Origin of the sequence: Vibrio sp. 1727 (assembly GCF_033344415.1) — a bacterium.
GTDB classification, from domain to species: domain Bacteria; phylum Pseudomonadota; class Gammaproteobacteria; order Enterobacterales; family Vibrionaceae; genus Vibrio; species Vibrio alginolyticus.
This window is the reverse complement of record NZ_JAWPOT010000003.1, coordinates 219,060-245,304: the sequence shown is the minus strand read 5'-3', so window position 1 is coordinate 245,304 and position 26,245 is coordinate 219,060. Positions and strand designations below refer to the sequence as shown.

Sequence of the window (26,245 nt, the reverse complement as noted above, 5' to 3'; positions counted from 1 at the left end):
GCGCAGGTATTGAGATCTCGATATCTGCGCGTTTTCTTTTTTACTTAGCCTTGCCAACGTTTGTAGCGCACTCACGCCTTTTTCGAGGTGGTGTGCGATGGGCTAACGCCAAAAAACTCCTCAAGCAGCATGGCTTTGAGTTCTGCTCTGACTTCTGCGCCACCGATTAACGCCAAAAGTGCGAGCCCTCCTGGAATAAGGATGACCATTAATATCGGTCTTAAAATATACGAAAAGCAGAAGATGGTCGGGAAGAAAATCAATCCTTGGCCTAGTTTGTTTAATACGTACATGAGCGATTCCTTTTGTTTTTATATAAAATGAGCATGCTCAATTTTATAAATGAGCGTGCTCAATTTGTCAATCTCAACCACGCAAGGTATGATCCTTTCAGGCTCATTAAGCAGACACATCAATGACGAAGCGACAACAAACCAGAGATAAAATTCTAAAAGCCGCATGGGCATCTTTTGCTCAAAATGGCTATGACATGACGACCACAAGGCAGATAGCGAGAGAAGCAGGAGTAGCCGATGGCACAGTGTTTAGCCATTTCCCGACTAAACTGTCGATTTTGCGCGAAGGGATGCTGGCGCAACTGCAACAGATCAGCCAAGAAACGCTAGTCAGTGTGGAAGGTAAAACCGATATCGACATTGGTTTGGCGCTGACGGAGAAATACTATCGCTACTATTTTGCGAACGTTGAACTGAGCCGAGCTTTGTTGAAAGAGGTGATTTGGGATTTGGATTATTATCAGTCGTTTAACCAAGCTTTGTTTCAATCTGTAAACGGAAGCTCCGTCCTTGAGGGAAAAATACCGCTGATTTTTGACTGCTATTTTATGACGTTAATCTCGCACTTGAGCCGTGCAGAACCGGATGTTGAAGCGGCACTTGAAGAGCTTCATGCTAAGTTTCAGCAAATCATTGCGACTGCATAACATGGCCCCAACGCAGGATCTGAAAGAATATACTGCCTGTCATTTTATTTGGTGGGCTCCCATTTTCTCGTTTCAGTTGGCGTCTCACCAAATAGCCGCTTGTAGCTTTGACTGAACTGCCCGAGATGGAAAAAACCAAAGTCAAAAGCGATTTCTGCAATTGTTCGATTATCTTCAGGGCTTTGTAGCACTCTACGTACTTGATTCAGGCGCATTCGATGTATGAACTGCTTTGGGGAAGTATTACAGCAATGTTCAAAGGTGTACTGTAGTGTGCGACGACTGACGTGTACTGCGTCACACAGTTCACTGACGGTTATCGGTGTACGGTAGTCTAGATCCTGTAGCTGTTGTTTTATACGGTGCATCACGTGTTGACGATGAGAGATTGATATCGGATGGCTCGTGTGCAGTGAACTGAGTGAGAACAACTCCAGCACAATATCTTTTAAGATTGCTTGATGTGTGGTTTCAGACCATCTTGGCTCGGCGGAACCAAGTAACGTGCCTAAGTAGTATTTAAGTTGTTGAATGTGTTTTTCCGTCAAACCCGTTAAGTGTAATGTGTTGTTTTGGATACTCCCAAGCTCAAGTTGATTTTCTATGATGTGAACGAAGTTTTTGTCGAGCACTATTCCATAGATAGAAAACTGCTCCGGTGTCATTAACTCAAAATCAGCGCCACCTTGCCTAAGCAAAAGTTGGCTTGAATTAAACTGACTGTGATTTAGGTGTAGCGGCTTATTTTCCGCACTCAAACCCAACCAAATACCTCCCTCTTCAACCCTGCATTGCTGTCTTAGCGAGCGGTTACTGTCTTCACGAAACACATGGAAATTGGGAAATCGTCGTTCTCGAATTTGACCTAAAAATCGACCATCGCTGAGTTGGTCATATTCCTGTTGCCAGTTTATCAGACTCGCAGCTTGTTGGTTTGCATCCTTAGTGTGATGGATGCACAGCATTGGTGCAGTTTGGGGCATTTGGTTACTCATCCTTGTGATGCTCATTCCTTTTTTGTGAGTCATGTTGGATCAGTATTTACATAACTCATTGTTTATTATTGGTTTATAAATGTTGCCAGTTTTTGATAACGCTACGGAACACATTTGGCAATACTTTCTTAAAGCTTATTGATAGTTCAGCAAAAAGCGAACCAAATAGTGAAGAGGAAGAGCAATGACGGCAACTTATCGTCGGCAACAAGGAAGTAAAGTCTATACCTTTAAGTCATTAGCTGACTTGATGGCGAAAGCGACACCGGAGCGCTCAGGCGATGCGTTAGCCGGGGTTTGTGCTCAGTCAGCGGCAGAACGTGTAGTCGCACAAATGGCGCTGTCTGAGTTACCACTTAAAACGTTTCTTAACGAGGCGGTTATTCCATACGAAAGCGACGATATCACTCGCCTAATTATCGATACGCATGACCTTGAAGCCTTTAAGCCGATTGAGCACTTGACGGTCGGAGATTTTCGAAATTGGCTGCTGAGTGAAGAAGCCGATGGTGAAACGTTGGCTAAAATTCGTCAAGGTTTAACACCAGAAATGGTGGCCGCAGTCAGTAAGATTATGCGCAACCAGGATTTGATTCTCGTTGCTAAAAAATGCCAAGTTGTCACGGCTTTTCGGAATACGATTGGTTTGCCGAGTCGCCTGTCTACTCGCTTACAGCCGAATCATCCCACTGATTCTCTCAACGGTATCGCAGCGACCATTTTTGATGGTCTGATGTACGGAAATGGCGATGCGGTTATCGGTATCAATCCGGCAACAGATAATGTACCTCAAGCTATTAAGTTAATGAACTTAATGGATGAGGTGATTCAACACTATCAAATACCGACTCAGTCTTGTGTGTTAACTCATGTCACGAACACGATCGAAGCCATTGAAATGGGTGCACCAGTCGATCTCGTTTTTCAGTCGATAGGCGGCACGCAAGGGACGAATGATACCTTCGGAATCGACTTGTCGATTTTGAAAGAGGCCCATGAAGCCGCGTTGTCTTTGAATCGAGGTAGCGTAGGAAACAATGTGATGTATTTTGAGACCGGACAAGGTACAGCGCTGTCTGCGAATGCGTTTCATGGGGTCGATCAGCAGACTTGTGAAGCCCGCGCTTATGCTGTCGCGAAACAGTTCGATCCTTTGTTGGTTAATACTGTCGTTGGGTTTATTGGCCCTGAGTATCTGTTTGATGGCAAACAGATCATTCGTGCTGGGCTTGAAGATCATTTCTGTGGGAAGTTGCTTGGTTTACCTATGGGTTGCGATATCTGTTACACCAATCATGCCTATGCCGATCAGAATGACATGGATAACTTGCTGACACTATTAGGTGTGGCCGAGTGCTCGTTCATCATGGGTATTCCAGGGTCTGATGACATCATGCTCAACTATCAAACTACCTCATTTCACGATGCCCTTTACGCAAGAAAAGTACTCGGTTTGAAGCCAGCACCAGAGTTTGAACAATGGTTAATGGAGATGCAGATTTTCGAGAGCGTGCAAGACGTTCGGTTAAGTGAGCAAATCTCTCGCTCGTTTTCGGGAGCAATTAACCAACTGAATAAGGGGTATTCTCATGGGTAAAGTAATCACCATTGCTCAGTCCCCACAAGATGAGTCTGAAGTTGTCACACATAACCCTTGGGGCAAGTTACGCGACTTCACCTCTGCTCGGATCGCTCTGGGTCGCAGCGGGAACAGTGTACCAACCAACGAGTTACTCTCATTTCAGCTGGATCACGCCCAAGCTATGGATGCAGTGCATTGCAGTTTGAATATTGAGTCTCTCGTTGCTGGTTTGTCGGACTCTTACTCGATTCTTGAAAATACCTTAGAACCTCCAGTGGTAGTGAGCAGTCAAGTGAGTGACCGGCTTATGTACCTGCAAAGGCCCGATTTAGGAAGGCTGCTTGATGAATCTTCTTGGCAAACGCTCAACTTGATAGCAAATGAGCATAACACTGACATTGATCTTGCGATTGTTATTGCTGATGGACTTTCTTCCGTCGCAATTCAAAACCATGCCGTGCCTGTTGTTACTCGATTGATTTCTCTTTTAAGCGCTGATGATGAACATCAATGGAAATTCGCACCTATCACAATCGTAAAGCAAGGAAGAGTAGCGGTAGGGGATGATGTTGGTGAATGTTTTAACGCCAAGGCCGTGCTGGTTTTAATTGGAGAGAGACCCGGTCTAACTTCTCCGGATAGCATGGGTATGTATCTCACTTGGGGGGCTAAACGAGGCTCTAAAGATTCCCAAAGAAACTGCATTTCCAATGTGCGCCCTCAGGGGCTCAACTATGACGATGCCTGTGAACGCGCATTTTACTTGCTCAAGGAGGCTCGAAAATTACAACTGTCAGGAGTGAACCTGAAAGATCGCTCCGATATCAATGAGCCAAGTGGCGCAAGCGTTGAAGATAAACACAGCGACAACTTTTTAATTTCATCAAAGTAGAAGGATTTACTATGTCTAAACATCAGGAGTACTTGGCCAAAAGGCAGCTAAAAAGAGGCACCGCAGGTTGGATTTTACTTGCTGGCTTAGGTGTCTCGTATGTTATATCTGGTGACTTTGCCGGTTGGAACTTTGGCATCGCTCAAGCAGGATGGGGAGGATTTCTTATTGCTGCTATCGCGATGGCAATAATGTATTTCACGCTAGTATTGTCTTTAGCTGAAATGTCTGCGGCGATTCCTGCTGCGGGTGGTGGTTACAGCTTCGCAAGACAGGCGATGGGGCCGACAGGTGGCTTTTTCACTGGCTTATCAGTTTTGATTGAATATGCGCTCGCACCTGCTGCGATAGTAATTTTTATTGGCTCAGCAGTGAATGAATTGGTTGGTATTGATGGCCCTGTTGTTTACGCACTTTTCTACGCCGTCTTTATCGCTATTCATATGGCAGGGGTAGGCGAAGCTCTCAAAGTAATGATGGTCATCAGCGGTTTGGCTGTGCTAGCTATTCTAATTACTGCTGCTGTGCTTATTGGTCATTTTGATGTTAACAACTTATTCGATATTGCTCCGGCGACGGCTCAGGCAACAGAAATCTTGCCGTTTGGGTGGTATGGCGTATGGGCTGCGTTGCCATTTGCAATGTGGTTGTTTCTTGCGGTTGAAGGTGTGCCTTTAGCGGCAGAGGAGGCAAAAAATCCGGCAAAAGATGTTCCCAAAGGCATCATTGGTGCGATGCTGTTTTTATTGCTAACCGCAACTATCGTAGTCGTCCTTTTGGCTGGTGCGGTTGGCTCAAAGGTCATAGGCGATAGCGCGGTGCCATTAGTTGACGCCCTAAAGCTTACGGGCAATTCAACGGTAGCAATGGCCGTGAACTTACTTGGATTGGCTGGCCTTATCGCTTCTTTCTTTTCAATCATTTATGGTTACAGTCGCTTGGTGTTTGCGCTTTCCCGCGCGGGTTATTTACCGCAAACTTTGTCATTAACCAGTGACAAAAAAGTGCCTTCTCGTGCGCTTTTGGTTCCGGGCGTTTTTGGGTTCTTGGTTTCACTTACGGGTGAGGGGGACTTAATCTTGGCGATGGCTGTTGTCGGTGCGACTGTATCGTACGCATTAATGTCCTTGAGCCATATTTTATTGCGAATTAAACAGCCGGAATTAACTCGTCCATATAAAACGCCTGGTGGGATAATTACGTCGAGTATTTCTCTGGTGCTTTCTTTGATCGCAATGACAGGTGTTTATGCTTTTGATCCCTCAGCCTTTTTCATGACAATGGGATTGTTTCTTATCGGTGGTGTTTATTATGGGTTATACAGCCGCAACAAACTGGTGGCAGCAACCGCCGAGGAAGAGTTTGCCATGCTGTCTGTAGCAGAGCTAGAGCTTGAATCAGATGTCGTACGATAGTCACTTTGATTCTTGTTATTCAGCATATTAAGGGAGCCATAGGCTCCCTTTGTCATTTCTATCAAAAGTGCATAGCGCACAAATGCATCACTTTAACTTTATAAGCGGTTAATCATGTGAAAGTCTAGTCTGGATAACGATGGCGAAGATCCATCACAGGTAAAGGTTAAGTTTTCAAGGAAAGAGCATGATAAACAAGGTATTTAATACACTTTTGGGAACAGAGTTACCGATTATTCAAGCGCCAATGGCTGGTGTGCAAGACAGCCAAATGACCATAGCCGTCAGTAATGTTGGCGGGCTTGGCTCGTTACCTTGTGGAATGCTGAACAAAGACGCCATCGTAAAAGAACTTCAACTTATCAAGCAGGCAACTAACCGACCGTTTAACCTCAATTTCTTTTGCCATGAAATGCCGGAGTATGACGCCAACAAGCACGAAAAGTGGCAAAAAACGCTGCAACCGTATTTTTCCGAGGTTGATGCAACCGTTCAGGCTCAGCCAAACGCTCCGACAAGGATGCCTTTCAATCATGCTATTGCTGACGCGATTGAACCATTTGCACCGCCAGTGATCAGTTTCCACTTTGGTTTGCCAGACGATGATCTGTTAGCTCGAATTAGAGGGTGGGGAGGGAAGATCCTTTCGTCAGCGACCACGGTGGACGAAGCACTTTGGCTAGAAGCAAAAGGCGTTGACGGTATTATCGCCCAAGGCTTGGAGGCTGGTGGACACCGAGGTATGTTTTTATCGGATGATTTAACTACTCAATTAAGTTTGATGGCGTTATTACCACAAATCGCCAAACGGGTGAATTTGCCTGTTATTGCTGCAGGCGGAATCGCTGATAGAAGTGGGGTGGAAGCCGCGTTGAGATTAGGAGCGAGTGCCGTTCAAGTTGGCAGCGCCTATTTGTTGTGCGATGAGGCGAAAACATCGTCTTTACATCGATATGCCATTGCCAGTGAACGCGCTCAACATACCGCTTTGACCAATGTTTTCTCGGGCCGACCAGCGAGAGGCATTGTGAATCGCGCGATGTCGGAGCTAGGCTACATCAGTGAGTTTGCGCCGAAATTCCCATACGCCTCCATTGAAATGGCTCAACTTAGAGCGCTTATGGAAAAGCAAAACCGAGATGAATTCACACCGTTGTGGTGCGGACAAAACTCGTCGGGTTGTAAGGAAATATCGGCGGCAGAAATGACATTGTCATTAGTGGAAGGCATCGATTTAAACTGATATGCATCTTGCCTTTTAAAGCGATGCTGACTGAATGGTTACGAGTTATCCCTGTATTTATGTAGTAAATCTAATGGGATGTGGCAGTAATCATTCGGAAAGTTTGTGAGTCTGTCTTGGTGCTCATCATCACTTGACACATAATTTGTGAGTGGCAGTACTTCTACGGCGATCTTGTCGGCGTCCGGTCGTACTGCGATACACGCTTTCGCCATGGTGAGATGCTGTTCGTTTTGGCTATAAACACCAGTACGGTACTTCTCACCTACGTCTTCACCTTGCTTGTTAACGCTGTAAGGGTCGATTATCTCAAACAAATACCCCATTAAAGTTTCAACCGAAACTTGCTCAGGGTCGAACTGGGTTTTCACGCACTCTGCGTAGCCATCGTATTCGGATTGAGTGTTATCCGTTGTGCCATTTGCTCGCCCGGCTTCTGTGTTGATTACGCCCGGAAGGTGGCGCATAAATTCTTGCACGCCCCAAAGGCAACCGCCTGCGAAGTAAATTTCTTCCATTACTTTTATCCTAGTCTTTACCGTTGTTGGGATGTAGGGAGTTAACCCCTCTTCTTCCATCCCATTTTCGTTGCCCTATTATCTGTTGATGGGAGCGATATTCGCAAGGTACAGCTTGGCTAATCAGACCACGCGTTTTTTCCTTTTTACTTTCAAGTTCTTTTCATATGAAACATCAGGTGAGTATACTGTAAGCTCATCAATAAGGAGCGAACCTGTGAACCCAAGACAAAATGAAATCCTGCAATTAGTGAACGACCGTAAACGCGTTCAAGTCACAGAGCTTTCTGACATCATTGGCGTGTCGGGTGTGACCATCAGACAGGATTTGAACTTTCTGGAGCAGCAGGGCTACCTAAAGCGCGTTCACGGCGCAGCTACCGCGTTGCAAAGTGATGACATTGATGCCCGCCTAGAAGTACGTTTCGATATTAAACAATCGCTCGCAAACCAAGCTGCGGATTTGGTCGCACCTAATGAGACAGTGCTGATTGAAGGAGGCAGTGCCAATGCGTTGTTGGCTCGGACATTGGCTGAGCGCGGCGATGTGACCATTATTACGCCATCGGCGTATATCGCCCATCTCATCCGTAACACTTCTGCCAACATTATCTTGCTTGGTGGCGTGTATCAGCACCAAGGCGAGAGCTTGGTCGGACCGCTGACTAAGTTGTGTATTGAGAACATTCATTTCAGCACGGCCTTCTTGGGTATTGACGGCTTCCATCAAGACACTGGCTTTACTAGCCGCGACATGATGCGCGCTGAGATCGCAGAAACCATCATTGCGAAAAAAAGGCGCAATATTGTTCTAACGGATTCTAGTAAATTTGGGCAAATTTATCCCTCATCAATTGGTAAGACTGACGAAATATCAGTGCTGCTGACTGACAAAGCCGCTCCGAAAAGCGACCTTGAACAAATCAAAAAGCGAGGTGTGGAAGTTATATTAGGCTGATTAAGCCACGCTTCGTTTTCGCTTCGCGAGCATTGCTGTTGGGGAGAAACCGGTGACTAGCATAGTGCCGCTAAGCACTAGAATTGTTCCTATGATGGTGTTAGAGCCGACGGGCTCATCTAGCACCAAGTAGCCCCATAAGATACCAAAAACAGGAACAAGAAAAGTGACAGTCAGTGCTGACGCTGGGCCGATATCAGAAACTAAGCGGAAATAGAGCAAATAAGCGAACCCTGTGCATACAACGCCGAGCGTGACAACAGAGCTCCATTCGAAATGACTTGGTTCTGCACGCATTGGTAAGAATGGTAGCAGCGGCAGTACCCAAATAACCGCCGCCCACATGCTGCCGTGAGCATTGTCAAAAGCTGGTACTTGTGGCGCATTTTTAGTGTAGTTGGTAGCAATGCCATAGCTGAAAGAAGCCATCAAACTGGCGGCAATAGGGAGCATGGCTTCTTCACCTATGGTTGAAGTATCTAAGCCGACCAAGACTGCAACGCCTCCAATGCCTATTAGCATACCGAGAACAGGTTTTGCTGTGAGTGGGCTGCGGTACCAAGCAAAGCCAACTAGTGCTCCCCATATTGGGGCGGTTGAGTTCAATATTGCTAAAGTTGATGCATTCAGGGTCTGGGCTGCGTACGCAAAGAGTAAAAATGGAACTGCGCTATTGAATAAGCCAATAATAAAGAAGTGTTTAGTATGCGCAGTTAACGTGAGTTTCTTCTTCAAATATACGGCGATCAATAACAAAGCGACGGCGGCAAATGTAACTCGAAATTCGATTAAGTAAGCTGGCCCGAATGTGTTGGCGGCGACTCGCATAAACAGAAACGAGCCACCCCAAATAGCAGCGAGGCAGAGTAAGCGAAAAAAACTGACGGCAGTCATTTGACATCCTTGGTCGAGGTCTAGCGCCTCATCGATTAATTGTTGCGCTAACAGTGAATTAAACCAAGGATGAGGTCAACCAGAAATGTAATGCCAGTTCCGGATCTGGCTAGCTTGGACTCACGTTGATGGTGTGTTGTTGATGTGTGATGACTTAATGGCTCTCTGACCATACTGCGAATTCATTTCCACTCGGTTCAGTGAAGTGGAATCGACAGCCGCCGGGGAATTCGAAAATAGGGCGGATAATTTTTCCACCATGCTGCTCTACTTTTGTCTGAGTGGCCTGAATGTCTGAGCTATAAAATACTAAAAGTGCGCCACCATTTGCGGTTTGGTTTATAAACTCAGATTTGAAGAATCCGCCATCCAATCCTTGTCCTGAAAATGCAGAATATTCTGGACCATAATCGGTAAAGCTCCAGTCAAAAGCACGCTCAAAAAATTGTTTGGTCGCACTGACATTAGTGGAACCAAATTCAACGTAATTCAATTTTTCATGTTGATGCATGGTGAAATCCTTCTCGGTTACTATCGTTTCTAGGCGAACTTTTCTACGATGATGTCGTCCGCTTTTTCGACAAATAATGCGCCATTATCTCTGAGCTCTGTCAGCACATTCTCTACATTATCAGGCAGCACCGCACGAGTTGAAGCAAGATTAACTACCACATTGTAGCCAAGTTCCAGCGCTTGCATGACGGATTTTTTCACACAAAAGTCTAAGGCAAGGCCACCGATAACTAAGGTATCAATCCCGTTGAACTTTAGAAATTCATGCGCGCCTGTCGTTTTGGTGTCGGCAATATCATGGAAAAAAATACCGTAAGGGTGCGCGTCAGGATCCATACCTTTATTAACTTGAAAATCGTAGTCCAACACGGGTGGTAAGCCATCTAGCAGCTCAGAACCTGTTGTGCCAAGCACACAGTGACGGTTCCACTTTATATCCACATTCGGTAAACCAACGGGCTCAAGCATATTGGCTGGCGATTCTGCATCCCATTTTGCTTTCGGTGGGTGCAAGTCACGACTGACCAGCTTTAATCGGCCTTTGGCATGATTGTTCAAAAGCTCCGGTACGATTTCCAACGCACCTGCAACGGGCAGTTCATTTGGACATAACTCACTAAAGCCTTTCTCTGGATCAACGTCGATCACTGCTGTAGTTTGATAGTTTACTCGAACAGTCATGGCAGACTCCTTGTCTGTCTGATTGTCTGCGTTTATCCACGCAAACAGTTTTGAAAAAAGGTTACTTCGTCGCTAGTCAGCGTATATACCATTGCGGGTTTTCCACCTTTGCCTTTGTTGGTTGAAGCGACTTTATTAGTGGGTTTTAGTACGCCTGAATCTATCAAGCGGCGCTTAATCGTCATTCGGCTGATATCAATACCAAACTCTTGATAAGCAGAAATGATGTCCGCAACCAAAAACTCTTTGTCTAATGCAAACAAAAGAACCGATGTGTATTCAATGGATGCACGAAGCTTTTGCCACGCTTTTTCAATGGTTTTTTGATGATCAAATGCGAGGGTTTCTTCTCCATTGAGAATAGCCTGTAGCGAAAACCATTTAAGTTGGCATTCCGGTACACCTGCATTATTTATTTGCTCTACATTGTTACGATCAACTAAGGCGTAGTGCGTAATGTTTAAGCTCCAGTCTTCTGGATCGCGCTTTGGATCACCGTCGATAAACGCTTCGCTAAAATGGCGAGGGTAGGTATGGATTTTCTCACGGCAAATTCGGCGACGCGCCGCTTCAAAGTTTTCATCGGCCGGGCGTCCGCCTTCACTGGTTAAGTCTTTATCAAAGACAAATCCGCCCGGTAGTGCCCAGACTCCATGGTATGGCCGATTTGGATTTGAACGTTTAATCAACAACACTTCCAATCCCTTATCGGCACAGCCAGATAGCCTGAATGGAATAATGTCGACAGATACGATCATGGTTGGGTCCTAATATTGATTTGTAAGTAATCTAGCGCATAACAAGTGGTCAATCAATGGGTAAGTAACGAGTTGTTAGAAACGTCTTTGGTAGTGTTAGTAATACGGTTTGAGCATAAATTTACGGATGACTCTGACTTATTCACAATGCTTGCTCGAATTCTAGACAAAAAAACCTTATAAAAATGAGTGGTTAGTAACAAAAGTTGACAAACTATAGATGGGTGTTTATTGTTTACGCAAATTAGTTAGTAACAAAAAGTTATATACCCAGGAAGGGCATGTAGAAGGGCACCTAATGACCACCAAACTATTTTCTTCCCGCATCATTCAAAGCGCTTTGGATTTCGATGTCTACAAAGTCAATATGATGAGCGCTGTAACAGCGCTTTACCCTGATGCGATGGTGTCATATAAGTTTATCGTGCGCAGTGAGGAAGACCTCTCTGAGCTTTTGCCCGAGGTAAAAGCCGAAGTCCTTAAACTGCAAGATATTCAATTTACGCAAGAAGAAATTGAATATATTAAGCGTGTCGCGCCTTACCTGAACCCTGACTTTGTTGATGCACTGCGCCATTTCCGTTTCAACCCACAAAGTGATGTCTCTTTCCATAATAAAGCCATGGCTGATGGCTCAAGCCAGTTAAGAATTACCATTAACGGTTTGTGGCGAGATACCATCTTGTACGAAACGATCATCATGAGCATCGTGTCTGAAGTTCGTAGCCGTCAGCGTTGGTCAGATATCCCTGTTGTGCAATTTACCACTGTTTTAGAAGAGAAAGTTCGGCACCTAAAGTCGGAACTAAAACGTCGTAACATCACTAACTTTAAATTTTCTGACATGTCGACGCGTCGACGTTTTTCCTTCCAAGCTCAGCGCACTATGCTGGAATATTTGTGCCAGGAAGTGCCGGAATGTTTGACAGGAACAAGCAACTATCACTTAGCAAAAGAGCTAAACTTGACGCCTATCGGCACCGTTGCTCATGAATGGTTTATGGGACACCAAGCTCTGGTGAATGTGCGAGATTCGCAAAAAGTGGCGTTGCAACGTTGGCAAAAAATGTTTAATGGTGCACTAGGCATTGCGTTAACCGATACGATTGGTATCGATGCTTTCCTTAAAGACTTTGATGAAGAACTAAGTAACGCGTACTTCGGTGTACGTCACGATAGTGGTTGCCCTTATAGCTGGGGTGAAAAAATGATTGCACACTACCAGTCACTGAATATAGACCCATTAACAAAAACACTGGTGTTTACCGACGGACTTAACTTCGAACAAGCGTTAGATATTTGCGAGTATTTCCAAGGACGTATTCAGGTGAGTTTTGGTATCGGTACTTTTCTTGCCAATGATATGGGTGATTATGTCAATAAAGATGGTGAAGCCTACCAGCCACTTTCTATCGTGATAAAAATGGTCACGTGCAATGGTTCACCGGTCGCCAAAATCAGTGACGAACCTGAGAAAGCCATGTGTGAAGATATCTTCTTTTTGATGAATCTCAAGCGCCGCTTTGAACAACCTCTTGATTTAAATGAGTGTCGTAAAATGATTGATCGTTTAGAAACTGAAGGTCAAAATTATCTCATCGACGCGTAGGCGTTATCCTCTCTCCATGATAAGCACCCTCTATCGTTACGACAAATTTATATAGGTAAACGTGGAGGGTGATTTCGTTATAGTAATATACAGAAGTAACCAGATACAGCGCAGGAAAGCACTCAAAAGTTGATGTGTTATCTGCCTTTGATTGGTGTAAATCGATACGTTACAGCATCGTGGACGGTGTATCTCATCCGACACTAAACTCAGTCTAATCACGTAGTTTATTCCCACGTACCATGAGCTCACTCGGGTATAGACGTCTATCTGCTTTTATGACTTTGGGCTTCACGTAGTTGCTTGAATCAGGAGTCAAAATGAACCTAGTAGTACATTTGCAAAAGAAAGCGATCCGAAAATATGGCTATGAGATGGCCACTCGCCAAGCATGGAAGTGTGGTATCAAGGCAAATCTTGTAAAGCGCGTGATTGGCCTTTTTAAAGGACAAATTGTTTGTGTGGTTGAAGGTTGCCGAGCAGAGTTTTCTTCTCCTCTTAATAACCCCCTTCACGAAGATGACAAGCAGGGGCGATATGTGTTTGTTGGCGGTGTATGCTGGGAACCAAATAACATTATAGCGCCTGGTTTCCCTGATTTTATGTTTATGCACGTGCGTAATCTAAGCCACCGCCATAAGTATTTAACGGATGACGAACTATTTTTGAGCTTGGCTTAAAAATAAATCTCATAGACTAGTCCAGCCCAATCATAATCAGTAGTGATACAGTTTTAGCTCTGTTGACATTCTGCTGAGTGTTTCTTGACGTACCTCTTATAAAACAGTGTTTCTTTACTTGTTAATAACAAAGGGTTTGTTTTCGTCTGATGTGATTTCCCTTTTGCGATTTACCATAACGCTCATCAAAGCAAACCATACTGGGATGTAAATCATGAATATGAAATCTATCGCAATTGCAACGGCAGTTGTTGCTGTACTAGCAGGCTGTAAAGACAAAACGCCACCAGCTCCAACTCAAGCAAACATTACTTTGGTTGAAGCGGTGACTGAAACGGTGAAAAAGCCGCACCAAGTATGTAAAGACGTGGTAGTAACCGAGCAAGTTACCCCTGCGGATGACAATAAAATTATTGGTACGGTTGGTGGCGCAGCAGCTGGAGCTGCGCTGGGCAACCAAATCGGTGGTGGCTCAGGTAAAGTGATTGCAACTGCAGCTGGTACGATTGCTGGTGCACTGACAGGTCGTAAGATCCAGGAGAATGTGCAAAAAGGTGATGTAGTAACAACGACGAAAAAACAGTGTCATACAGAATATACGACATCTGATAAAGTAGTGGGTTACGACGTCACTTACGAAGTTTCAGGTGCACCAACGACGGTTCGTTTGGCGAGCAAACCAGCGACAAAAACGTTCCCAATTCAAGATGGTAACGTTGTTCTACCACAATAGTTAGCGACTTAACCGAAGCGATTAACAAGCCCTTTTATCTTTGAGATGAAAGGGCTTTTTCACATACGCGGCGTTTTCATCTGTTTTCCTATTGGAATGTGCGGCCAGAAATACCCGTTAATTTCCGCGTTCGATACAATCACTTTTCTAAAAGTACGAACGGAAAAAACATGGAAGATTTTTACCTGACCGAGCACGGTCTGGCTGGTTATTTCGAAGCTCAATGGTTCGACAAGTTCATTGAGGATCAACAGATTGAGATGATAACCAGTCGCTCAAAACAAGTCCCACTTTCTTTTTTGTCATCACCTCACTGCTCCCAAGTTGCTGATTTTATTGCGCAGGCGGTAATCGAAAGCAGCGTTCAGCCGTATTCCCTACTTGAGGTTGGGGCGGCGCTGGGAAGAAATTATTATGAGTTAGTGCAACGCTTACCTAACCTTAAAGAAGCGACGCTTGTGGAGCCTTCAAATAGGTTAATGGATGGCTTGAAGCAACTGTTAATAGAAGAACAACGCGTCGAGCTTACTTACCTTCACGATGTGAACACCTTAAACACTTTAGAGGTTGAGAATAGAGATATCGTACAGAAATGTGCTCATGTTGATTTGACGCTAATTAACCAGCCTTTTGAGCTCGATACTCTCCAATCTCGCTTTGATTTAGTCGTATGTTTAAATGTGATTGATCAATGTGAGTCGCCACTTAGCGTGATCAATGCTCTAAAAAAAACCACCAAGGTGGGTGGGCTGATCGTTGTCTCTTGCACTTATCAGTGGAACGCGAAACACATCAAAAATAAAGAAGAGGCGGTTGATGATATCAAAGAATACTTTGCTGAAGGCTGGCGTCTAGTGTCGGAAGCCGAGCATGAATATCGCATCCGGTTTAATGATCGCTTTGCAAGGCAGTTTTTATCTCACGTAGTCGCTTACGTAAAAACCGATTAGAGCCACATAAAAAAACCGAGCACTTACGGCTCGGTTTTTTAGTCTTTGGGTTAGAGCACAACTTTAAGTAACGTGCGCTTCTTGTTGCTCTTGCAACTTTTTCTTGCGACGCTCTCGTTTAGAAAGCCAAACCAGAGGCACAACAATCATAATGGTTCCTATTGCCATAAATATGTCTGGCACTTCTCCAAACCAAATCAATCCCACAAACACGGCACCAATTAAGCCACTGTATTCAGCGCTGGCAATTTTGTTGCTATCGATCGAGCGGTAAGCGATGACACATGTTGCTGCATAAATCATGATGAACAAACTTGAGCCAGCAGCAACAGGGAAAGCACTCCAGTCCCAAGGTTCTGCTTCGATCAGAACAAGCAAGAAGGCTACTGGAATACCTGCCAAGTTTGTCATCAATAACGTTTGCATCACAGACTGATTTTTTGGCAGTTTTCGAATGAGCAAGTTATTGATTGCTAAAGTAATTGCAACAACTAAAGCTGAAATGGCTGCCCAATCGATTTGGTCTGGACGAATGATGACCAATACACCGGCAAAGCCCATTATCGCTGCGGCGACCGATTGCTTAGACAACTGTTCTCCAAAAAAGATTGCTGCAAGCGGCAACATGATCAATGGCGCGGCGTAAAAGATCGCGTTCGCAGTTGCGAGCGGTAAAGATGAGATCGCCAAAACCATGAATATTGCACCAAGTAACCATACGTGAGCGCGAACAGCATGCCACTTAAACCCTTCAAGAAAAGGCGCATTTTTTGTTAGCAGGTAGACTGGCAGCAGGAAAAGCACCGCTGATATTTGTCGGAAAAAGACAAATTGAAAAATAGGCACTTCATTTCCGACACTTTTAATTAAAGAGTCCGAAAGCACCGCAATGAGATTTCCAACAATTAATAGCAGCATCGCTGCTCCGACCGATGTAACTTTCACTTTTTCCTCTCCTCTTTCTTTGCCAAAGAGTAGGTGATGTCATAGGATGAAGTGAAGTGATATTTATTAGTTTAAGTATGAGATTTTTAGATAATGAAATTGCCACCACTCAGAGCGGTTCACTGTTTTGAATCTGTTGCCAGAAACTCTAGCTTTTCGCTTGCTGCTGAAGAACTCAATGTGACGCAAAGTGCCGTTAGCCACCAGATACGATTATTAGAAGATTACTTGGGTGAATCATTATTTATCCGCCAAGGCAGAAAGCTCTCTTTGTCCGATACGGGCACCCGCTATTTAGAGGATATTAGCCCAGCAATTAGCTCAATTGCGATGGCCAGCCAAAAGGTGCGAGAAGGGGACAAAGGCAGCATACGGTTGGCGATTTATAGCTCGCTCGCCGTAAAGTGGCTTATTCCGCGTTTGTCTGATTTTAAGCGCCTACATCCAGAAATCGATCTGACACTCAATATGGTCGTTGGTGATCCTGAACAGACAGACAGCGTTGGCGATTGTTTTATCACGGTAGAGAAGCCAAAGCGAAACTACATGTCGGTAAAGTTATACGCGGAGACGTTGTATCCGGTCTGCAGCCATAAAATTTGGAAAGAGTTGCAAGATCAACCGATTCCAGAAGCGCTTTGGCGATACCCTATTTTGTCGACAGACTCAATTTATCGAGAGAGAGGAAAAGATTGGGCAGAGTGGTGCAGAGCGGGCGGTTACACCTTGCCGAAAGATGTCGATGTTCAACATTTTAGTCATATGTTGTTGGCAATAGAGGCGGCGCGTTATGACCAAGGCATCGCATTTGCGAATGATTTTATGCTCAATGAAAGAGATAAAGCGCACGATTTGGTGTACATCCCTTCTCATGGATTGGAAACCGGAGACAGCTTTTATTTTATTCATAAAAAGAGTCGAGCCAAGCAAGCGGAAATCATCAAGCTCACTAACTGGTTGAAGCAGCAATGCTTGTGAAATGACTAAATTGTCAAAATTAAGAAAGAAAGTGGCAAAGTTGTGTCTAAATATTTCATGTTTTATTGAGTTTTTATTCATTAACATCCACTTGGTTTTGAAACCAAGTGAAATGGACAGCATGGCATGCTTAAGGATGGGCAAAACACAACCTCAATAATTAACAGGCAGTGAAATACAATGTTTAAAAAAACATGGCTAATGACAGCCCTTCTAGCAACATGTTCTGTTGCAAACGCAGCTCCTTACGTTGGTGCATCTGTAGGTCAAGCATCGTTTGGTGATGTTAATGGCTCTATCAATGGTGGTGGTACTAACGCTAGCACTAAACTTAAACTTGAAGATGACTCAAGCCTTTCAGGCAAAGTATTCGGTGGTTACAAATTCAACGAATACATTTCTCTAGAAGCAGCCATTGGTGGCTACGATGCTTTAGACGGCAAAGTTGTTACTGTTGGTGATATGAAGTATCTATCGATTCAGCCAAAAGCGACTCTACCGATTGGCGATCGTTTCAACCTTTTTGCTAAAGCTGGTCTTTCTTACTTCAATGCTGAATTCAAAATTAGCAACTCTGTGATTGACGGTAGCGCAGGCCATACCACCATTTCTGACAGCACTGTAACAGGCATGTACGGTTTAGGTGCAAAGTTCGCTATTACTGAAAACTTTGCTCTACAAGTTGAATGGGAATACATGATGCCTGAGCTAGACATTGCGAAATTTGGCAATGAAAAAGTAACGGTTGATGCAGACATCAATGTATTCTCTGTAGGTATGAGCTACCGTTTCTAAGTATACTTATTCAAGTTACCTCTTGGCTTAGTAAACGTTTTTGACTTCTGTTGGTCGAGCTGAGTCCAAGCTTTGAATTTGTTTAGATATAGCACAGGAAGTTTAGTTGCTAAGCGTCCTGTGCTATTTTTTTGCTTTGGAATAACTCTTAGGAATCTTTGTGAACGATGTCAATCTTAGGTATCTGGATCTACTGTTAAAGCACTTTGAACCTCACCAGTATCACCTTGTTACGCTTTCTGAGCTAGAAGCGGTGATTTGCACGTCGAGGCGCAATGTTTCTATTGTGATGAAAAAGCTTGCCACTTACGATTGGGTCGATTGGCAACCTGCGATTGGCCGAAGTAACGCTAGCCGTCTCAGTATTAATATTTCCCTCCAACAAGCGATGACCGAGTTTTTGGTTGAGGAGCTTGGCAGAGGAAGAATGAACTCAATAACGAAACTTATTGATTGGTTCGGTCAAACCGCGGTTAGAGCACTAACCATCGCTTCTGAAAAAGTGAATCGATTGAATGAATCAAATAACGCTATTTTGATTTCTTCTTACCCTTGGGTATCCAAAATCGACCCTGCGAATACTTACCGTCACACTGAATTACACGTCGCGAAAAGCGTTTATGACGTATTGCTGACCCAAAATTCCAATGGTGGTATCGAGCCATCGTTAGCACATGAATGGAAAATGGAAGGCAAGGTAATGACGTTATGGTTGCGGCCAGGCATATATCGCCATGATGGCGAGCCCCTTAACATACAGGATGTGGTTTGGAGTATAGAAAGACTCAGGGAGATAAAAGGACCAGTTCACGAGCTCTGGCAATGCATTGATAGCGTGGTTGCAGAAACATCTAACTGCTTAAAAATCATATTGAAGCATCCGAACAAGTTGTTTCCATACATGCTAGCAACTCCTCATGCGTCTATTCTGTGTCGAGATGTCGTCTCTTTCGGTTCTAGTTATTCCTACCACATAGGGACTGGGCCATTTAAAATCAGCGGCTGGAACCAGGAGAGTATGACTCTTGAAGCGCACAAAGAGTATTTTTCAGCACGCGCATTGTTAGATCAAATAACGCTGTCTCATGGTGATGTTAAAACCTTAAATATGTTGAGCTTTAACCAAAGCTCCGATCACGTTGAAGTGGAAAAAATTAGCGCATTTTCATATCTGACCTACCGCGAACGTGCGGAATCCCAACTCACAAAAGAAACTTGGTATCAACTCGCTGATTACATCCATGTGCAAAAGCGAATTTATGATGCGCCAAGTGCCGTTGACAGCATTCAGTTAGAGACTCACGAGCAAGATTTATCAATAACAGATGGTGTTGTGATACCTAAACTGAAAGGTAAAGTGGTATTAGCTGAACCTGTCTGGACGATACCGAGTTTAATTCGTCATTCCGAATGGTTGCACAGTGTGATTCGTGCAACGGGATTGGAGTTGGAGATCGTCGTTATTGATGACATTAGTTTTCCTGAGGTAGTGTCTCACCAAGCAGATTTGCTCTTCATTGAGGAAGTCATGGAAGCACCATTTGAATATGGCATCTTCGAATGGCTGTCGATAGCAACTGGACTGCGTTTTAGTTTTGATCAAAGCCAGATGTTAAGGCACAGAGAAAAGGTTCGCAGGGCGATGGCAGATGATCACTCGCTACAGTCTTTATTAAACCTAGAGAAAGCGCTGCGCGATCAGTACCTATATTTGCCTTTGTTTGTTGGCTACGAAGAAGTGACAAAAACACAGCAAGTGCGAGGTGTGCAGGTGAAGAATACAGGCTATAGCGATTTACATAGGTTATGGATTGCTCATTCACACTAGAGTCTGTGTTCAAGATTAAGCAAATGTCCAACGCATAAAGCCATCGAAATGATGGCTTTATAAGGGCGTATCGGATTAGAAGTTGTACGACACACTTGCGCCAACAACCCATTGGTTTGCACTATCAACGATAGATGAGTCGCTGATACCGCTGCCTAGGCGCGTGTATTGTGTCATTTGGCTTACTTGCCAGTTGTCGTTGATTGGCATAACAAGTTTGTAGCCCACACCATAGCTTACCGTTGAATCACCTTTGTATGCTTTGCGGTTTGCGTTTGCTTCGCGTTGTTTTACACCAAAGTAGTAATCTACGTAGTCTTCACTTTGATAAGTTAGGTTAGCAAAAGGAACAAAATCAACACTACCGAATTTCATGATGTGGAAGTAAGTCGCGCCCGCTAAGTAACCTTTGTAAGCGCCACTGATATCGTGCTGAAGGTACGTAGAAATGACGTTGTTTTGATCCAGTGTAAAGTCTGCGTTTAAACCTAGATCGACGGCGAAGCGGCGTTTATCTGTGCCTTTCAGGCTTTTCGCTGTATCATCGTCGCGCATTACACCGCTACCTACAAGGTAGGTACTCATGTTGATTAACTCATTGGTGTTACCGAAGAAGCGGTAGTTAATGCCACTTAGGTCGGCATTAAAGTCGTCACCATGGTAACCACCGTTGAGAATTGGTGCTGTATTATGCTTTTGATCTTTGAAAAGATCGCTGCCTTGAGCCACACCAGCTTCTACGTTCCAACCGCCTTCGTTGTTGTAGATGTTACCGTTACGAATGTAAGTATCGCCAGCGAAAGCTGAGCCAGCAGCTGTCAGAGTAAGTAGTGCAATTAATGTTTTTTTCATCATTTTTCCGAGTTGTTCTGTTTTGTTTTGAACACTGTACAAAATAACGTTGTAAGCATCTATCGGCAAAGCGTATGGAAATGTAATGAACAATCAGGGTAAGAAGCAGAATGTTGCTTCAGAATAGAAAGGTTGCTGGAATAGCTTTCGTTAAAATAACGAAAAATCCGAGCTGGGGTGGCTCGGATTTGGGGTATTTATCAGGTATTGATACTAACTTCTTACTGTTTCGTTAAGTTGTATAGTGGTGCTAGGTCACCCGTTACTTTTTCGCCATTCATGTCTAGCTTCATAAGTACGTTTTCACCAACAAAGTATTGGTTTGGTGCATCTTCATTTGTCAACGTTACGATGCTGCCATTTGCGTCCCAAGTGAATTGACCTTCAGATTTTGATTGACCGTCTTCTTTGCCTTGGTAGCTTTCTTCAAGTACGTAAGTGCCATCTTGATTTAGTGTGATGGTCATATCGATACCAGCACAATCCGCGCAAGGTAGTGTTCCTTTGTAGGTGCCGTTCCAGTCCAGAGCACTTTGTGCGTTGTGTTCAGAGTCTACAAAAGTCTCTTCAGTAATTACTTGTTCTTCTTCTACTGGTAACGTGTCAATTGTCTCAGTCGTAACGTCTGCACTGGTGGTGACTTCAGTTTCCGTTGCCTGAGGTACTTCAACTGCGCTTGTTTCGGCAGGTTTCTCATCTTGACAGCCTGCAAGAATGATTACCGCGCCTGTTAGTGCCAACATTGTCTTTTTCATTTTATCCCTCTTTAAATCAAGATTTTGTATGAGAGTAATAGTAGACATTTATCGAGGATTTGCGTCATCAAAAAGCAATAGAATGATCTAACTATGTCAATAAAACCGGATATGAGCATGAAATTGTCAGGAAAATCAGAACAATGTAAATGTTGCTTTGGGTATCAAGCTTGAGCCCACAGATAAATATCTAAAAAGGGGAGTGGGAGTGAGTTAATTGATAACAGCCCACATTGTTGTGAGCTGTATTATCAACATCATCTAAGAAACGTTATTGAAGCTTGAGCGTGAAGTGCCTCGTTTTGTGCTTCGTTGATCAGAAAACAGCTCCGCAATAACCTGACGATTTAATTCGCCTTTCAAATGGCCGTGCTCATCGATGACGGGCAGTGAATGTTCACACGACATGACTTCAGTCAGCACTTGCTCAATGGCTAAATGTGGAGAGATGATAGGCACCTCTTCATAGATATCATCACGCCAATCTGATATATGAGTTAACTTCGCTGCGTTTAGCAATCCTTGCTGTGTTATCACGCCTTGATAGCCTGCATTGGTCTCATGGTAGGCATAATCACGTTTAACACGTTTCATTTCACTCAGCGCATCTTCAATGGTTTCAGCGCGAACACAGTATGAAGGTGGCTGCATCAGCGTTTCGACTGTCAGTGCTCGCGCTCTATTGACGTCTTTTACAAAGGCTTCAACGTACTCATCGGCAGGATGCAGTAAAATTTCGTCTGGTGAGCCTTGTTGGACAAGTTCACCGTCTTTAAGAATCGCGATGCGATCGCCAAGTCGAAGCGCTTCATCTAAATCATGAGTAATGAAAATAATGGTTTTGTGCAGCTTCTGTTGCAGCTCTACCAGCTGATCTTGCATTTCGCTCCGAATCAGAGGGTCCAATGCCGAGAAAGCCTCGTCCATCAACAGTATTTCGGCGTCGGTAGCCAGTGCCCGTGCAAGGCCCACACGCTGTTGCTGTCCACCCGATAGTTGAGCAGGATACTGGTGCTCATAACCCGTCAGTCCAACGGTTTCTAACCATTCATTTGCTTTTTCTAAGCGCGCCTCTTTATTCATTCCCTGAACTTCCAAACCATATGCGATGTTGTCGATAACAGTGCGATGAGGCAGCAAGCCAAAGCGTTGGAACACCATAGACATCTTGTGACGGCGAAACTGTTCAAGCTCTTTGTTAGAAAGTTGCATGACATCCACCCCTTCTACCAAGATCTGCCCCATGGTTGGATCGATTAATCGATTGAAGTGGCGAATCATGGTGGATTTTCCAGAACCGGATAATCCCATAATGACAAAAATTTCACCCTTTTGAATTTGCAGGTTGATGTCTTTTAGTCCGACCGTGTGGCCCGTTTCCGCTAAAACCTGCTCTTTACTATGTCCCAACTTAACGCGCTCAATCACGCTATTGGGTCTGGTACCGAAGATTTTATACAGACCGCTGATTTCGATAAGTGGACTAGTCATGTTTTGAGTCTCCTAAATGAGCTTGAGTGCGTTTCGCATACGCTTGTGAAGCACGATCAAAAAGGATTGCTAGGGCGACAATTGCTAAACCATTGAGAAGACCAAGAGTGAAATATTGATTGGTAATAGACTTTAGAACAGGCTGACCTAAACCTTTTACCCCAATCATTGATGCGATGACCACCATTGACAGTGCCATCATGATCGTTTGGTTAATTCCCGCCATGATGGTTGGCATTGCAAGCGGAAGCTGAACCCCAAAAAGCCGTTGCCGAGTGCTGGCACCAAATGCGGTTGCGGCTTCCAATACTTCTTTATCAACTAGACGAATGCCCAAATTGGTTAAACGAATAACCGGTGGAATCGCGTAGATCACTACTGCGATAAGGCCAGGAATTTTCCCGATGCCCAATAACATCACAACTGGAATGAGATACACAAATGCCGGCATGGTTTGCATGACGTCGAGTAATGGTGTTACCACCGACTGAATGCGATTAGAGCGCGCCATAGCGATGCCGATAGGGATACCAAGTGCGATGGCAAGCATAGTACATACAGTGATGATACTGAGCGTACGCATAGTGTCTTCCCACATTCCAAAATAGCCAATCAGAATCAGCGAACCAAAACATGCAGCGGCCAGTTTCCAAGAGCGGCTGGCGGCATAAACGAGAGTGGTGCAGACACCTAAAATAATGAACCAAGGTGTAGAAATCAGAAGTTTTTCAAACCAGACAAGAAACGCAAGGAGCGGATCAAACAGAGACTCAATGAGTTCACCATACTCGCGAGAGAAATCTCTGTAGGCGCCGTCGAGTGTTTTGCGAATCGCCCTGAGATCAGAGGCATCCATTTCCGGGAATTCGCTGAGCCAATTTGAGTCAGACATATGTACTTCCTTTTTCTGATATACCTAAGCGCTTTCAAGAAACTTAATTTGGCAAGAAGAGTAGGGCGCCTAGGCCAAGTAATGGTCGTTCGACAGGTTCTGTATCGAAAGTATTACCCTTTAAGCTCAGGCCGATGTCGTCAAACTTCTCTTTTTCGTTCCTTAGGTATACATCCTTTTAAATAAAACAATCATTAGTGTTCAAACTAATGATTTGCTTGGATTATAGTTTTTCTTCTTCAATAAAATGAACACATTAGCGTGTATTTGTATGAAAAATCTGCGCAAACTAACGTTTTTATTATCCGGTTAATTAGAATTGATCTTTTTGTTCGTTTGTCATCAAAATTCCTAAATTATTAGATGTCTAATTAATGCTGATGTATTACGTATTTGTCGTGTTGATTTTTGCAAACTTAGTTTATTGGCATATGCTAAAAATGTTATTGGCATATGCCAGTTTAAGGCGTAATTTGACTCTGTGTTTTTGAGGGACAATGATGGCAAGACCAAAGATAGAAAGACGAATATGCGGACGTGCGGCTCACCATTGCTTTAAGCCCAATGGCATTCCATTTAATCAGTTGGAGCAAGTCGCCATATTACCAGAAGAGTTAGAAGCGCTACGTTTAGCCGACTTAGAGGGGCTTAGCCAGCAGCAAGCTGCGGAGCAGATGGGCGTTTCTAGACAAACTTTTGGTAACACAGTAAAAAGTGCAAGATTGAAAGTCGCAAAAAGTTTAGTTGAAGGTCATGCATTAGTTTTTCCGAATGAGGAGTCAAACTTATGATTTATGCTATTCCTAATGATGGTGAGCGGGTGGCAAACCACTTTGTAAAAGCACCATACATTGCTATTTATTCTGATACTGACGGTATGCTAAAAAACTTAGCGAACATTGCTTCTATGCCACAAGCGGGTTGTAATGCGAAGTCTCAGTTGATTCAGTCTCTACAAGGGTACAACGTGGATGCTGTTCTTGTGCGAAATATCGGTGAACGTGTATTGGCAAAGCTACTTAGCAGTGGCACGCCAGTATTTAGGCTGTCTACTCGTAGTTCCTTGGAAGATGTGCTTGCGGTTCCAAGAGAGCCTTTGATTGAGCCCTCTCAAGGACGCCCATCAAACAATCATAAGAAAAGTGTTCACAAACAAAAAGGCGGCTGCGGCTCCTGTGGTTGTGGTGGCCAAAAATCAAAAACCTCCTTGTTGGCAAGACCTAAAGCGCTACTCAAAGCAACATCTAGCCCTGCTATACTTAAGCTAGAGTCGATGGCTAATAAGGCAGGTTAATATGGTTTGGTTATTTACCTTTCTTGGTTTTCTCGCAATCATTTTGTTGATGTCACTTGGTGTCATTTTTCATAACAAGCGTATTCAAGGAAGTTGCGGCGGTTTAAACAACGTCGGTGTTGATAAAGTATGCAACTGCGAAACCTCATGCGCAGAACCTGAAAGGCGTTTACATCAAATCTCAGAGCCTAACTCATCACCTGAGCACTAAGGCTTTTGGCCCATTGCGGCAAGGTTTGCCGAAACCAGTCCAAATACTTGCTGGTCTGCGGATTCTCTCTGGAGACCAGTATGTTGACTACCTCGACAACGATCCACGCTTTTGCTAGTCCGATATCGCGCGCCAATGCTGTTGTTTCACCTTTCTCTGCGCACTTTATATACTTGCCTGCTACGTTCAAGTAATCATCAAATGTGCCCATGCCCTCGATGAGCGGCGCTAAATCTATCGCGACATGCCCTGTAGAGAAGCGCTCCCAGTCGAACAGCACCAGCTCGCCATTTCTACGCTGTCCCCAGTTTCCAGCATTCGAGTCTCCGGAGATCAAGTTCTGCCTATCAAAAAGGTGCGCCGCTCGTTGTTGTAGTTGGTGGAAGAACTGTTCTGTCTCTGAGCCCAGTTTAAGTGTAGTGAGTGCTTGTTGAGTCGCTTGTGGTGTCCACTGGTGGCGGTGATAAACACCATCTGATGTTGGTGGAAGTCGGTGCAGTTTGACGAGCTGTTCAATGACTCGAGGATCTTCAAGTAAGAATGCTTGCTCGACTGCGTGGGGAACGTATTCAATGTGCAGAACGTTTTTCTGGTCGTCGAGTTGAATCAAGCGCGGTACGTGTATTCCAAGCGCGTTAAACTGCTCGGCATAGCGTTGATAAAACGCCACTTCTATTTGAGTAGGGTTACGTTTTTCTATTACTTGAACGCCATCTTTTTCGATGAGAAAAACTTTGGCACTGCCCATTTGATTGAGTTCTTGTTGCGACACCGGACTTCCTGTCTTCATGTAGAGAAATCTCACCTTAATCGCTGTACTCACGTTTGCCAATAGCCACG

29 protein-coding genes are annotated in these 26,245 nt (G+C 44.3%); 16 read left to right on the top strand and 13 right to left on the bottom strand.

All coding sequences use genetic code 11. The features are described 5' to 3' along the window. Positions 1–71 precede the first annotated feature (71 nt). Positions 72–293 carry a hypothetical protein gene (locus tag R8O10_RS05430; protein WP_017635120.1) on the bottom strand — a complete coding sequence of 74 codons (222 nt, stop codon included), beginning with the start codon at positions 291–293 and terminating at the stop codon, positions 72–74. A gap of 122 nt (positions 294–415) precedes the next feature. Between R8O10_RS05430 and R8O10_RS05425 the strand changes: the two genes are divergently transcribed. After that, a complete protein-coding gene (locus tag R8O10_RS05425; protein WP_005373975.1) occupies positions 416–943 on the top strand; it encodes a TetR/AcrR family transcriptional regulator in 528 nt (175 codons plus the stop codon). A 44-nt stretch (positions 944–987) separates the two neighbouring features. Here R8O10_RS05425 and R8O10_RS05420 read toward each other — a convergent pair whose 3' ends face one another. Further along, positions 988–1,938, bottom strand: a complete 951-nt coding sequence (locus R8O10_RS05420) for a helix-turn-helix domain-containing protein (protein ID WP_318191180.1) — start codon at positions 1,936–1,938, stop codon at positions 988–990. Between the two features lie 184 nt (positions 1,939–2,122). Here R8O10_RS05420 and R8O10_RS05415 point away from each other — a divergent pair, with 184 nt between their 5' ends. From R8O10_RS05415 to R8O10_RS05400, 4 genes are all read left to right on the top strand, one after another. Further along, on the top strand, positions 2,123–3,535 hold the full coding sequence (locus tag R8O10_RS05415) for an ethanolamine ammonia-lyase subunit EutB (RefSeq protein ID WP_005388715.1): 1,413 nt from the start codon (positions 2,123–2,125) through the stop codon (positions 3,533–3,535). After that, positions 3,528–4,412, top strand: a complete 885-nt coding sequence (gene eutC, locus R8O10_RS05410) for an ethanolamine ammonia-lyase subunit EutC (protein ID WP_104980409.1) — start codon at positions 3,528–3,530, stop codon at positions 4,410–4,412. The genes R8O10_RS05415 and eutC overlap by 8 nt, the downstream gene beginning before the upstream one ends. An 11-nt stretch (positions 4,413–4,423) precedes the next feature. Further along, entirely contained in the window at positions 4,424–5,827 is a 1,404-nt protein-coding gene (eat, locus tag R8O10_RS05405) for an ethanolamine permease (RefSeq protein ID WP_213872737.1), read from the top strand. Between the two features lie 187 nt (positions 5,828–6,014). After that, entirely contained in the window at positions 6,015–7,070 is a 1,056-nt protein-coding gene (locus R8O10_RS05400) for an NAD(P)H-dependent flavin oxidoreductase (protein ID WP_054579243.1), read from the top strand. Between the two features lie 38 nt (positions 7,071–7,108). Here R8O10_RS05400 and R8O10_RS05395 read toward each other — a convergent pair whose 3' ends face one another. Beyond that, on the bottom strand, positions 7,109–7,588 hold the full coding sequence (locus R8O10_RS05395) for a peptide-methionine (S)-S-oxide reductase (RefSeq protein WP_054579244.1): 480 nt from the start codon (positions 7,586–7,588) through the stop codon (positions 7,109–7,111). Positions 7,589–7,805: 217 nt separating this feature from the next. Here R8O10_RS05395 and R8O10_RS05390 point away from each other — a divergent pair, with 217 nt between their 5' ends. Continuing rightward, a complete protein-coding gene (locus R8O10_RS05390) occupies positions 7,806–8,546 on the top strand; it encodes a DNA-binding transcriptional regulator YciT (protein WP_017635127.1) in 741 nt (246 codons plus the stop codon). Here R8O10_RS05390 and R8O10_RS05385 read toward each other — a convergent pair whose 3' ends face one another. The 4 genes from R8O10_RS05385 to R8O10_RS05370 all read right to left on the bottom strand — a co-directional run bounded on the left by R8O10_RS05385 (position 8,547) and on the right by R8O10_RS05370 (position 11,392). After that, positions 8,547–9,440 carry a DMT family transporter gene (locus R8O10_RS05385; RefSeq protein ID WP_025768008.1) on the bottom strand — a complete coding sequence of 298 codons (894 nt, stop codon included), beginning with the start codon at positions 9,438–9,440 and terminating at the stop codon, positions 8,547–8,549. It abuts the gene before it with no gap. Between the two features lie 154 nt (positions 9,441–9,594). Continuing rightward, positions 9,595–9,951, bottom strand: coding sequence for a VOC family protein (locus R8O10_RS05380; RefSeq protein WP_042523322.1), 357 nt, complete (start codon positions 9,949–9,951; stop codon positions 9,595–9,597). A gap of 29 nt (positions 9,952–9,980) precedes the next feature. Next, positions 9,981–10,634, bottom strand: a complete 654-nt coding sequence (locus R8O10_RS05375) for an isochorismatase family protein (protein WP_033906301.1) — start codon at positions 10,632–10,634, stop codon at positions 9,981–9,983. A gap of 32 nt (positions 10,635–10,666) precedes the next feature. Next, entirely contained in the window at positions 10,667–11,392 is a 726-nt protein-coding gene (locus tag R8O10_RS05370; RefSeq protein WP_005373953.1) for an NUDIX domain-containing protein, read from the bottom strand. A gap of 298 nt (positions 11,393–11,690) precedes the next feature. On the opposite strand from R8O10_RS05370, the gene pncB reads away from it, so the two are divergent. The 4 genes from pncB to R8O10_RS05350 all read left to right on the top strand — a co-directional run bounded on the left by pncB (position 11,691) and on the right by R8O10_RS05350 (position 15,364). Continuing rightward, entirely contained in the window at positions 11,691–13,001 is a 1,311-nt protein-coding gene (gene pncB / locus R8O10_RS05365; RefSeq protein ID WP_021035923.1) for a nicotinate phosphoribosyltransferase, read from the top strand. 320 nt (positions 13,002–13,321) lie between these two features. After that, a complete protein-coding gene (locus tag R8O10_RS05360) occupies positions 13,322–13,681 on the top strand; it encodes a hypothetical protein (RefSeq protein WP_005373947.1) in 360 nt (119 codons plus the stop codon). Between the two features lie 214 nt (positions 13,682–13,895). After that, on the top strand, positions 13,896–14,414 hold the full coding sequence (locus tag R8O10_RS05355; protein WP_064369415.1) for a glycine zipper 2TM domain-containing protein: 519 nt from the start codon (positions 13,896–13,898) through the stop codon (positions 14,412–14,414). A gap of 170 nt (positions 14,415–14,584) precedes the next feature. Continuing rightward, positions 14,585–15,364 (top strand): methyltransferase domain-containing protein, encoded by a 780-nt coding sequence (locus R8O10_RS05350; protein ID WP_054730619.1) that lies wholly within the window; start codon positions 14,585–14,587, stop codon positions 15,362–15,364. Positions 15,365–15,427: 63 nt separating this feature from the next. Here the strand turns inward: R8O10_RS05350 and R8O10_RS05345 are convergent, their stop codons facing one another. Continuing rightward, a complete protein-coding gene (locus R8O10_RS05345; protein ID WP_005373940.1) occupies positions 15,428–16,309 on the bottom strand; it encodes a DMT family transporter in 882 nt (293 codons plus the stop codon). Between the two features lie 93 nt (positions 16,310–16,402). On the opposite strand from R8O10_RS05345, the gene R8O10_RS05340 reads away from it, so the two are divergent. The 3 genes from R8O10_RS05340 (at position 16,403) to R8O10_RS05330 (ending at position 19,910) form a co-directional block, all read left to right on the top strand. Then, positions 16,403–17,287: a LysR family transcriptional regulator gene (locus R8O10_RS05340; protein WP_005387224.1), complete on the top strand. Its 885-nt coding sequence runs from the start codon at positions 16,403–16,405 to the stop codon at positions 17,285–17,287. Between the two features lie 180 nt (positions 17,288–17,467). Further along, on the top strand, positions 17,468–18,082 hold the full coding sequence (locus R8O10_RS05335; protein WP_318191179.1) for an outer membrane beta-barrel protein: 615 nt from the start codon (positions 17,468–17,470) through the stop codon (positions 18,080–18,082). Positions 18,083–18,242: 160 nt separating this feature from the next. Further along, positions 18,243–19,910 (top strand): ABC transporter substrate-binding protein, encoded by a 1,668-nt coding sequence (locus R8O10_RS05330; protein WP_158155732.1) that lies wholly within the window; start codon positions 18,243–18,245, stop codon positions 19,908–19,910. A gap of 75 nt (positions 19,911–19,985) precedes the next feature. On the opposite strand, the gene ompV is transcribed toward R8O10_RS05330, so the two are convergent. From ompV to R8O10_RS05310, 4 genes are all read right to left on the bottom strand, one after another. Further along, on the bottom strand, positions 19,986–20,762 hold the full coding sequence (gene ompV / locus R8O10_RS05325; protein WP_318191178.1) for an outer membrane protein OmpV: 777 nt from the start codon (positions 20,760–20,762) through the stop codon (positions 19,986–19,988). 221 nt (positions 20,763–20,983) lie between these two features. Continuing rightward, on the bottom strand, positions 20,984–21,517 hold the full coding sequence (locus R8O10_RS05320) for a copper resistance protein NlpE (protein WP_158155736.1): 534 nt from the start codon (positions 21,515–21,517) through the stop codon (positions 20,984–20,986). A gap of 261 nt (positions 21,518–21,778) precedes the next feature. Further along, positions 21,779–23,008, bottom strand: coding sequence for a quaternary amine ABC transporter ATP-binding protein (locus R8O10_RS05315; protein ID WP_005387213.1), 1,230 nt, complete (start codon positions 23,006–23,008; stop codon positions 21,779–21,781). Beyond that, positions 23,001–23,900 carry an ABC transporter permease gene (locus tag R8O10_RS05310; protein ID WP_005373926.1) on the bottom strand — a complete coding sequence of 300 codons (900 nt, stop codon included), beginning with the start codon at positions 23,898–23,900 and terminating at the stop codon, positions 23,001–23,003. Before R8O10_RS05310 ends, R8O10_RS05315 begins: the two co-directional genes overlap by 8 nt. A 500-nt stretch (positions 23,901–24,400) precedes the next feature. Here R8O10_RS05310 and R8O10_RS05305 point away from each other — a divergent pair, with 500 nt between their 5' ends. Genes R8O10_RS05305 through nqrM form a run of 3 tightly spaced genes read left to right on the top strand, consistent with a single transcriptional unit; the run spans position 24,401 to position 25,405 of the window. Further along, positions 24,401–24,691, top strand: a complete 291-nt coding sequence (locus R8O10_RS05305; protein ID WP_005373924.1) for a DUF134 domain-containing protein — start codon at positions 24,401–24,403, stop codon at positions 24,689–24,691. Then, a complete protein-coding gene (locus R8O10_RS05300; RefSeq protein ID WP_005373923.1) occupies positions 24,688–25,194 on the top strand; it encodes a NifB/NifX family molybdenum-iron cluster-binding protein in 507 nt (168 codons plus the stop codon). The genes R8O10_RS05305 and R8O10_RS05300 overlap by 4 nt, the downstream gene beginning before the upstream one ends. A 1-nt stretch (position 25,195) precedes the next feature. Continuing rightward, positions 25,196–25,405, top strand: a complete 210-nt coding sequence (gene nqrM / locus R8O10_RS05295) for a (Na+)-NQR maturation NqrM (protein WP_025768002.1) — start codon at positions 25,196–25,198, stop codon at positions 25,403–25,405. On the opposite strand, the gene R8O10_RS05290 is transcribed toward nqrM, so the two are convergent. Then, positions 25,383–26,195 carry an aminoglycoside phosphotransferase family protein gene (locus R8O10_RS05290; protein ID WP_318191177.1) on the bottom strand — a complete coding sequence of 271 codons (813 nt, stop codon included), beginning with the start codon at positions 26,193–26,195 and terminating at the stop codon, positions 25,383–25,385. The two genes, nqrM and R8O10_RS05290, sit on opposite strands and share 23 nt — an antisense overlap. Positions 26,196–26,245 lie beyond the last annotated feature (50 nt).

Bases quoted from the DNA above. Each gene is read 5' to 3' on its own strand.
- R8O10_RS05430 (WP_017635120.1), bottom strand. From the start codon at position 293: ATGTACGTATTAAACAAACTAGGCCAAGGATTGATTTTCTTCCCGACC.
- pncB (WP_021035923.1), top strand. From the start codon at position 11,691: ATGACCACCAAACTATTTTCTTCCCGCATCATTCAAAGCGCTTTGGAT.
- R8O10_RS05350 (WP_054730619.1), top strand. From the start codon at position 14,585: ATGGAAGATTTTTACCTGACCGAGCACGGTCTGGCTGGTTATTTCGAA.
- R8O10_RS05425 (WP_005373975.1), top strand. From the start codon at position 416: ATGACGAAGCGACAACAAACCAGAGATAAAATTCTAAAAGCCGCATGG.
- R8O10_RS05315 (WP_005387213.1), bottom strand. From the start codon at position 23,008: ATGACTAGTCCACTTATCGAAATCAGCGGTCTGTATAAAATCTTCGGT.
- ompV (WP_318191178.1), bottom strand. From the start codon at position 20,762: ATGAAAAAAACATTAATTGCACTACTTACTCTGACAGCTGCTGGCTCA.
- R8O10_RS05310 (WP_005373926.1), bottom strand. From the start codon at position 23,900: ATGTCTGACTCAAATTGGCTCAGCGAATTCCCGGAAATGGATGCCTCT.
- R8O10_RS05380 (WP_042523322.1), bottom strand. From the start codon at position 9,951: ATGCATCAACATGAAAAATTGAATTACGTTGAATTTGGTTCCACTAAT.
- R8O10_RS05340 (WP_005387224.1), top strand. From the start codon at position 16,403: ATGAAATTGCCACCACTCAGAGCGGTTCACTGTTTTGAATCTGTTGCC.
- R8O10_RS05355 (WP_064369415.1), top strand. From the start codon at position 13,896: ATGAATATGAAATCTATCGCAATTGCAACGGCAGTTGTTGCTGTACTA.
- R8O10_RS05370 (WP_005373953.1), bottom strand. From the start codon at position 11,392: ATGATCGTATCTGTCGACATTATTCCATTCAGGCTATCTGGCTGTGCC.
- R8O10_RS05305 (WP_005373924.1), top strand. From the start codon at position 24,401: ATGGCAAGACCAAAGATAGAAAGACGAATATGCGGACGTGCGGCTCAC.
- R8O10_RS05385 (WP_025768008.1), bottom strand. From the start codon at position 9,440: ATGACTGCCGTCAGTTTTTTTCGCTTACTCTGCCTCGCTGCTATTTGG.
- R8O10_RS05375 (WP_033906301.1), bottom strand. From the start codon at position 10,634: ATGACTGTTCGAGTAAACTATCAAACTACAGCAGTGATCGACGTTGAT.
- R8O10_RS05320 (WP_158155736.1), bottom strand. From the start codon at position 21,517: ATGAAAAAGACAATGTTGGCACTAACAGGCGCGGTAATCATTCTTGCA.
- R8O10_RS05290 (WP_318191177.1), bottom strand. From the start codon at position 26,195: ATGAAGACAGGAAGTCCGGTGTCGCAACAAGAACTCAATCAAATGGGC.
- eutC (WP_104980409.1), top strand. From the start codon at position 3,528: ATGGGTAAAGTAATCACCATTGCTCAGTCCCCACAAGATGAGTCTGAA.
- R8O10_RS05400 (WP_054579243.1), top strand. From the start codon at position 6,015: ATGATAAACAAGGTATTTAATACACTTTTGGGAACAGAGTTACCGATT.
- R8O10_RS05415 (WP_005388715.1), top strand. From the start codon at position 2,123: ATGACGGCAACTTATCGTCGGCAACAAGGAAGTAAAGTCTATACCTTT.
- R8O10_RS05335 (WP_318191179.1), top strand. From the start codon at position 17,468: ATGTTTAAAAAAACATGGCTAATGACAGCCCTTCTAGCAACATGTTCT.
- R8O10_RS05300 (WP_005373923.1), top strand. From the start codon at position 24,688: ATGATTTATGCTATTCCTAATGATGGTGAGCGGGTGGCAAACCACTTT.
- nqrM (WP_025768002.1), top strand. From the start codon at position 25,196: ATGGTTTGGTTATTTACCTTTCTTGGTTTTCTCGCAATCATTTTGTTG.
- R8O10_RS05360 (WP_005373947.1), top strand. From the start codon at position 13,322: ATGAACCTAGTAGTACATTTGCAAAAGAAAGCGATCCGAAAATATGGC.
- R8O10_RS05395 (WP_054579244.1), bottom strand. From the start codon at position 7,588: ATGGAAGAAATTTACTTCGCAGGCGGTTGCCTTTGGGGCGTGCAAGAA.
- eat (WP_213872737.1), top strand. From the start codon at position 4,424: ATGTCTAAACATCAGGAGTACTTGGCCAAAAGGCAGCTAAAAAGAGGC.
- R8O10_RS05420 (WP_318191180.1), bottom strand. From the start codon at position 1,938: ATGAGTAACCAAATGCCCCAAACTGCACCAATGCTGTGCATCCATCAC.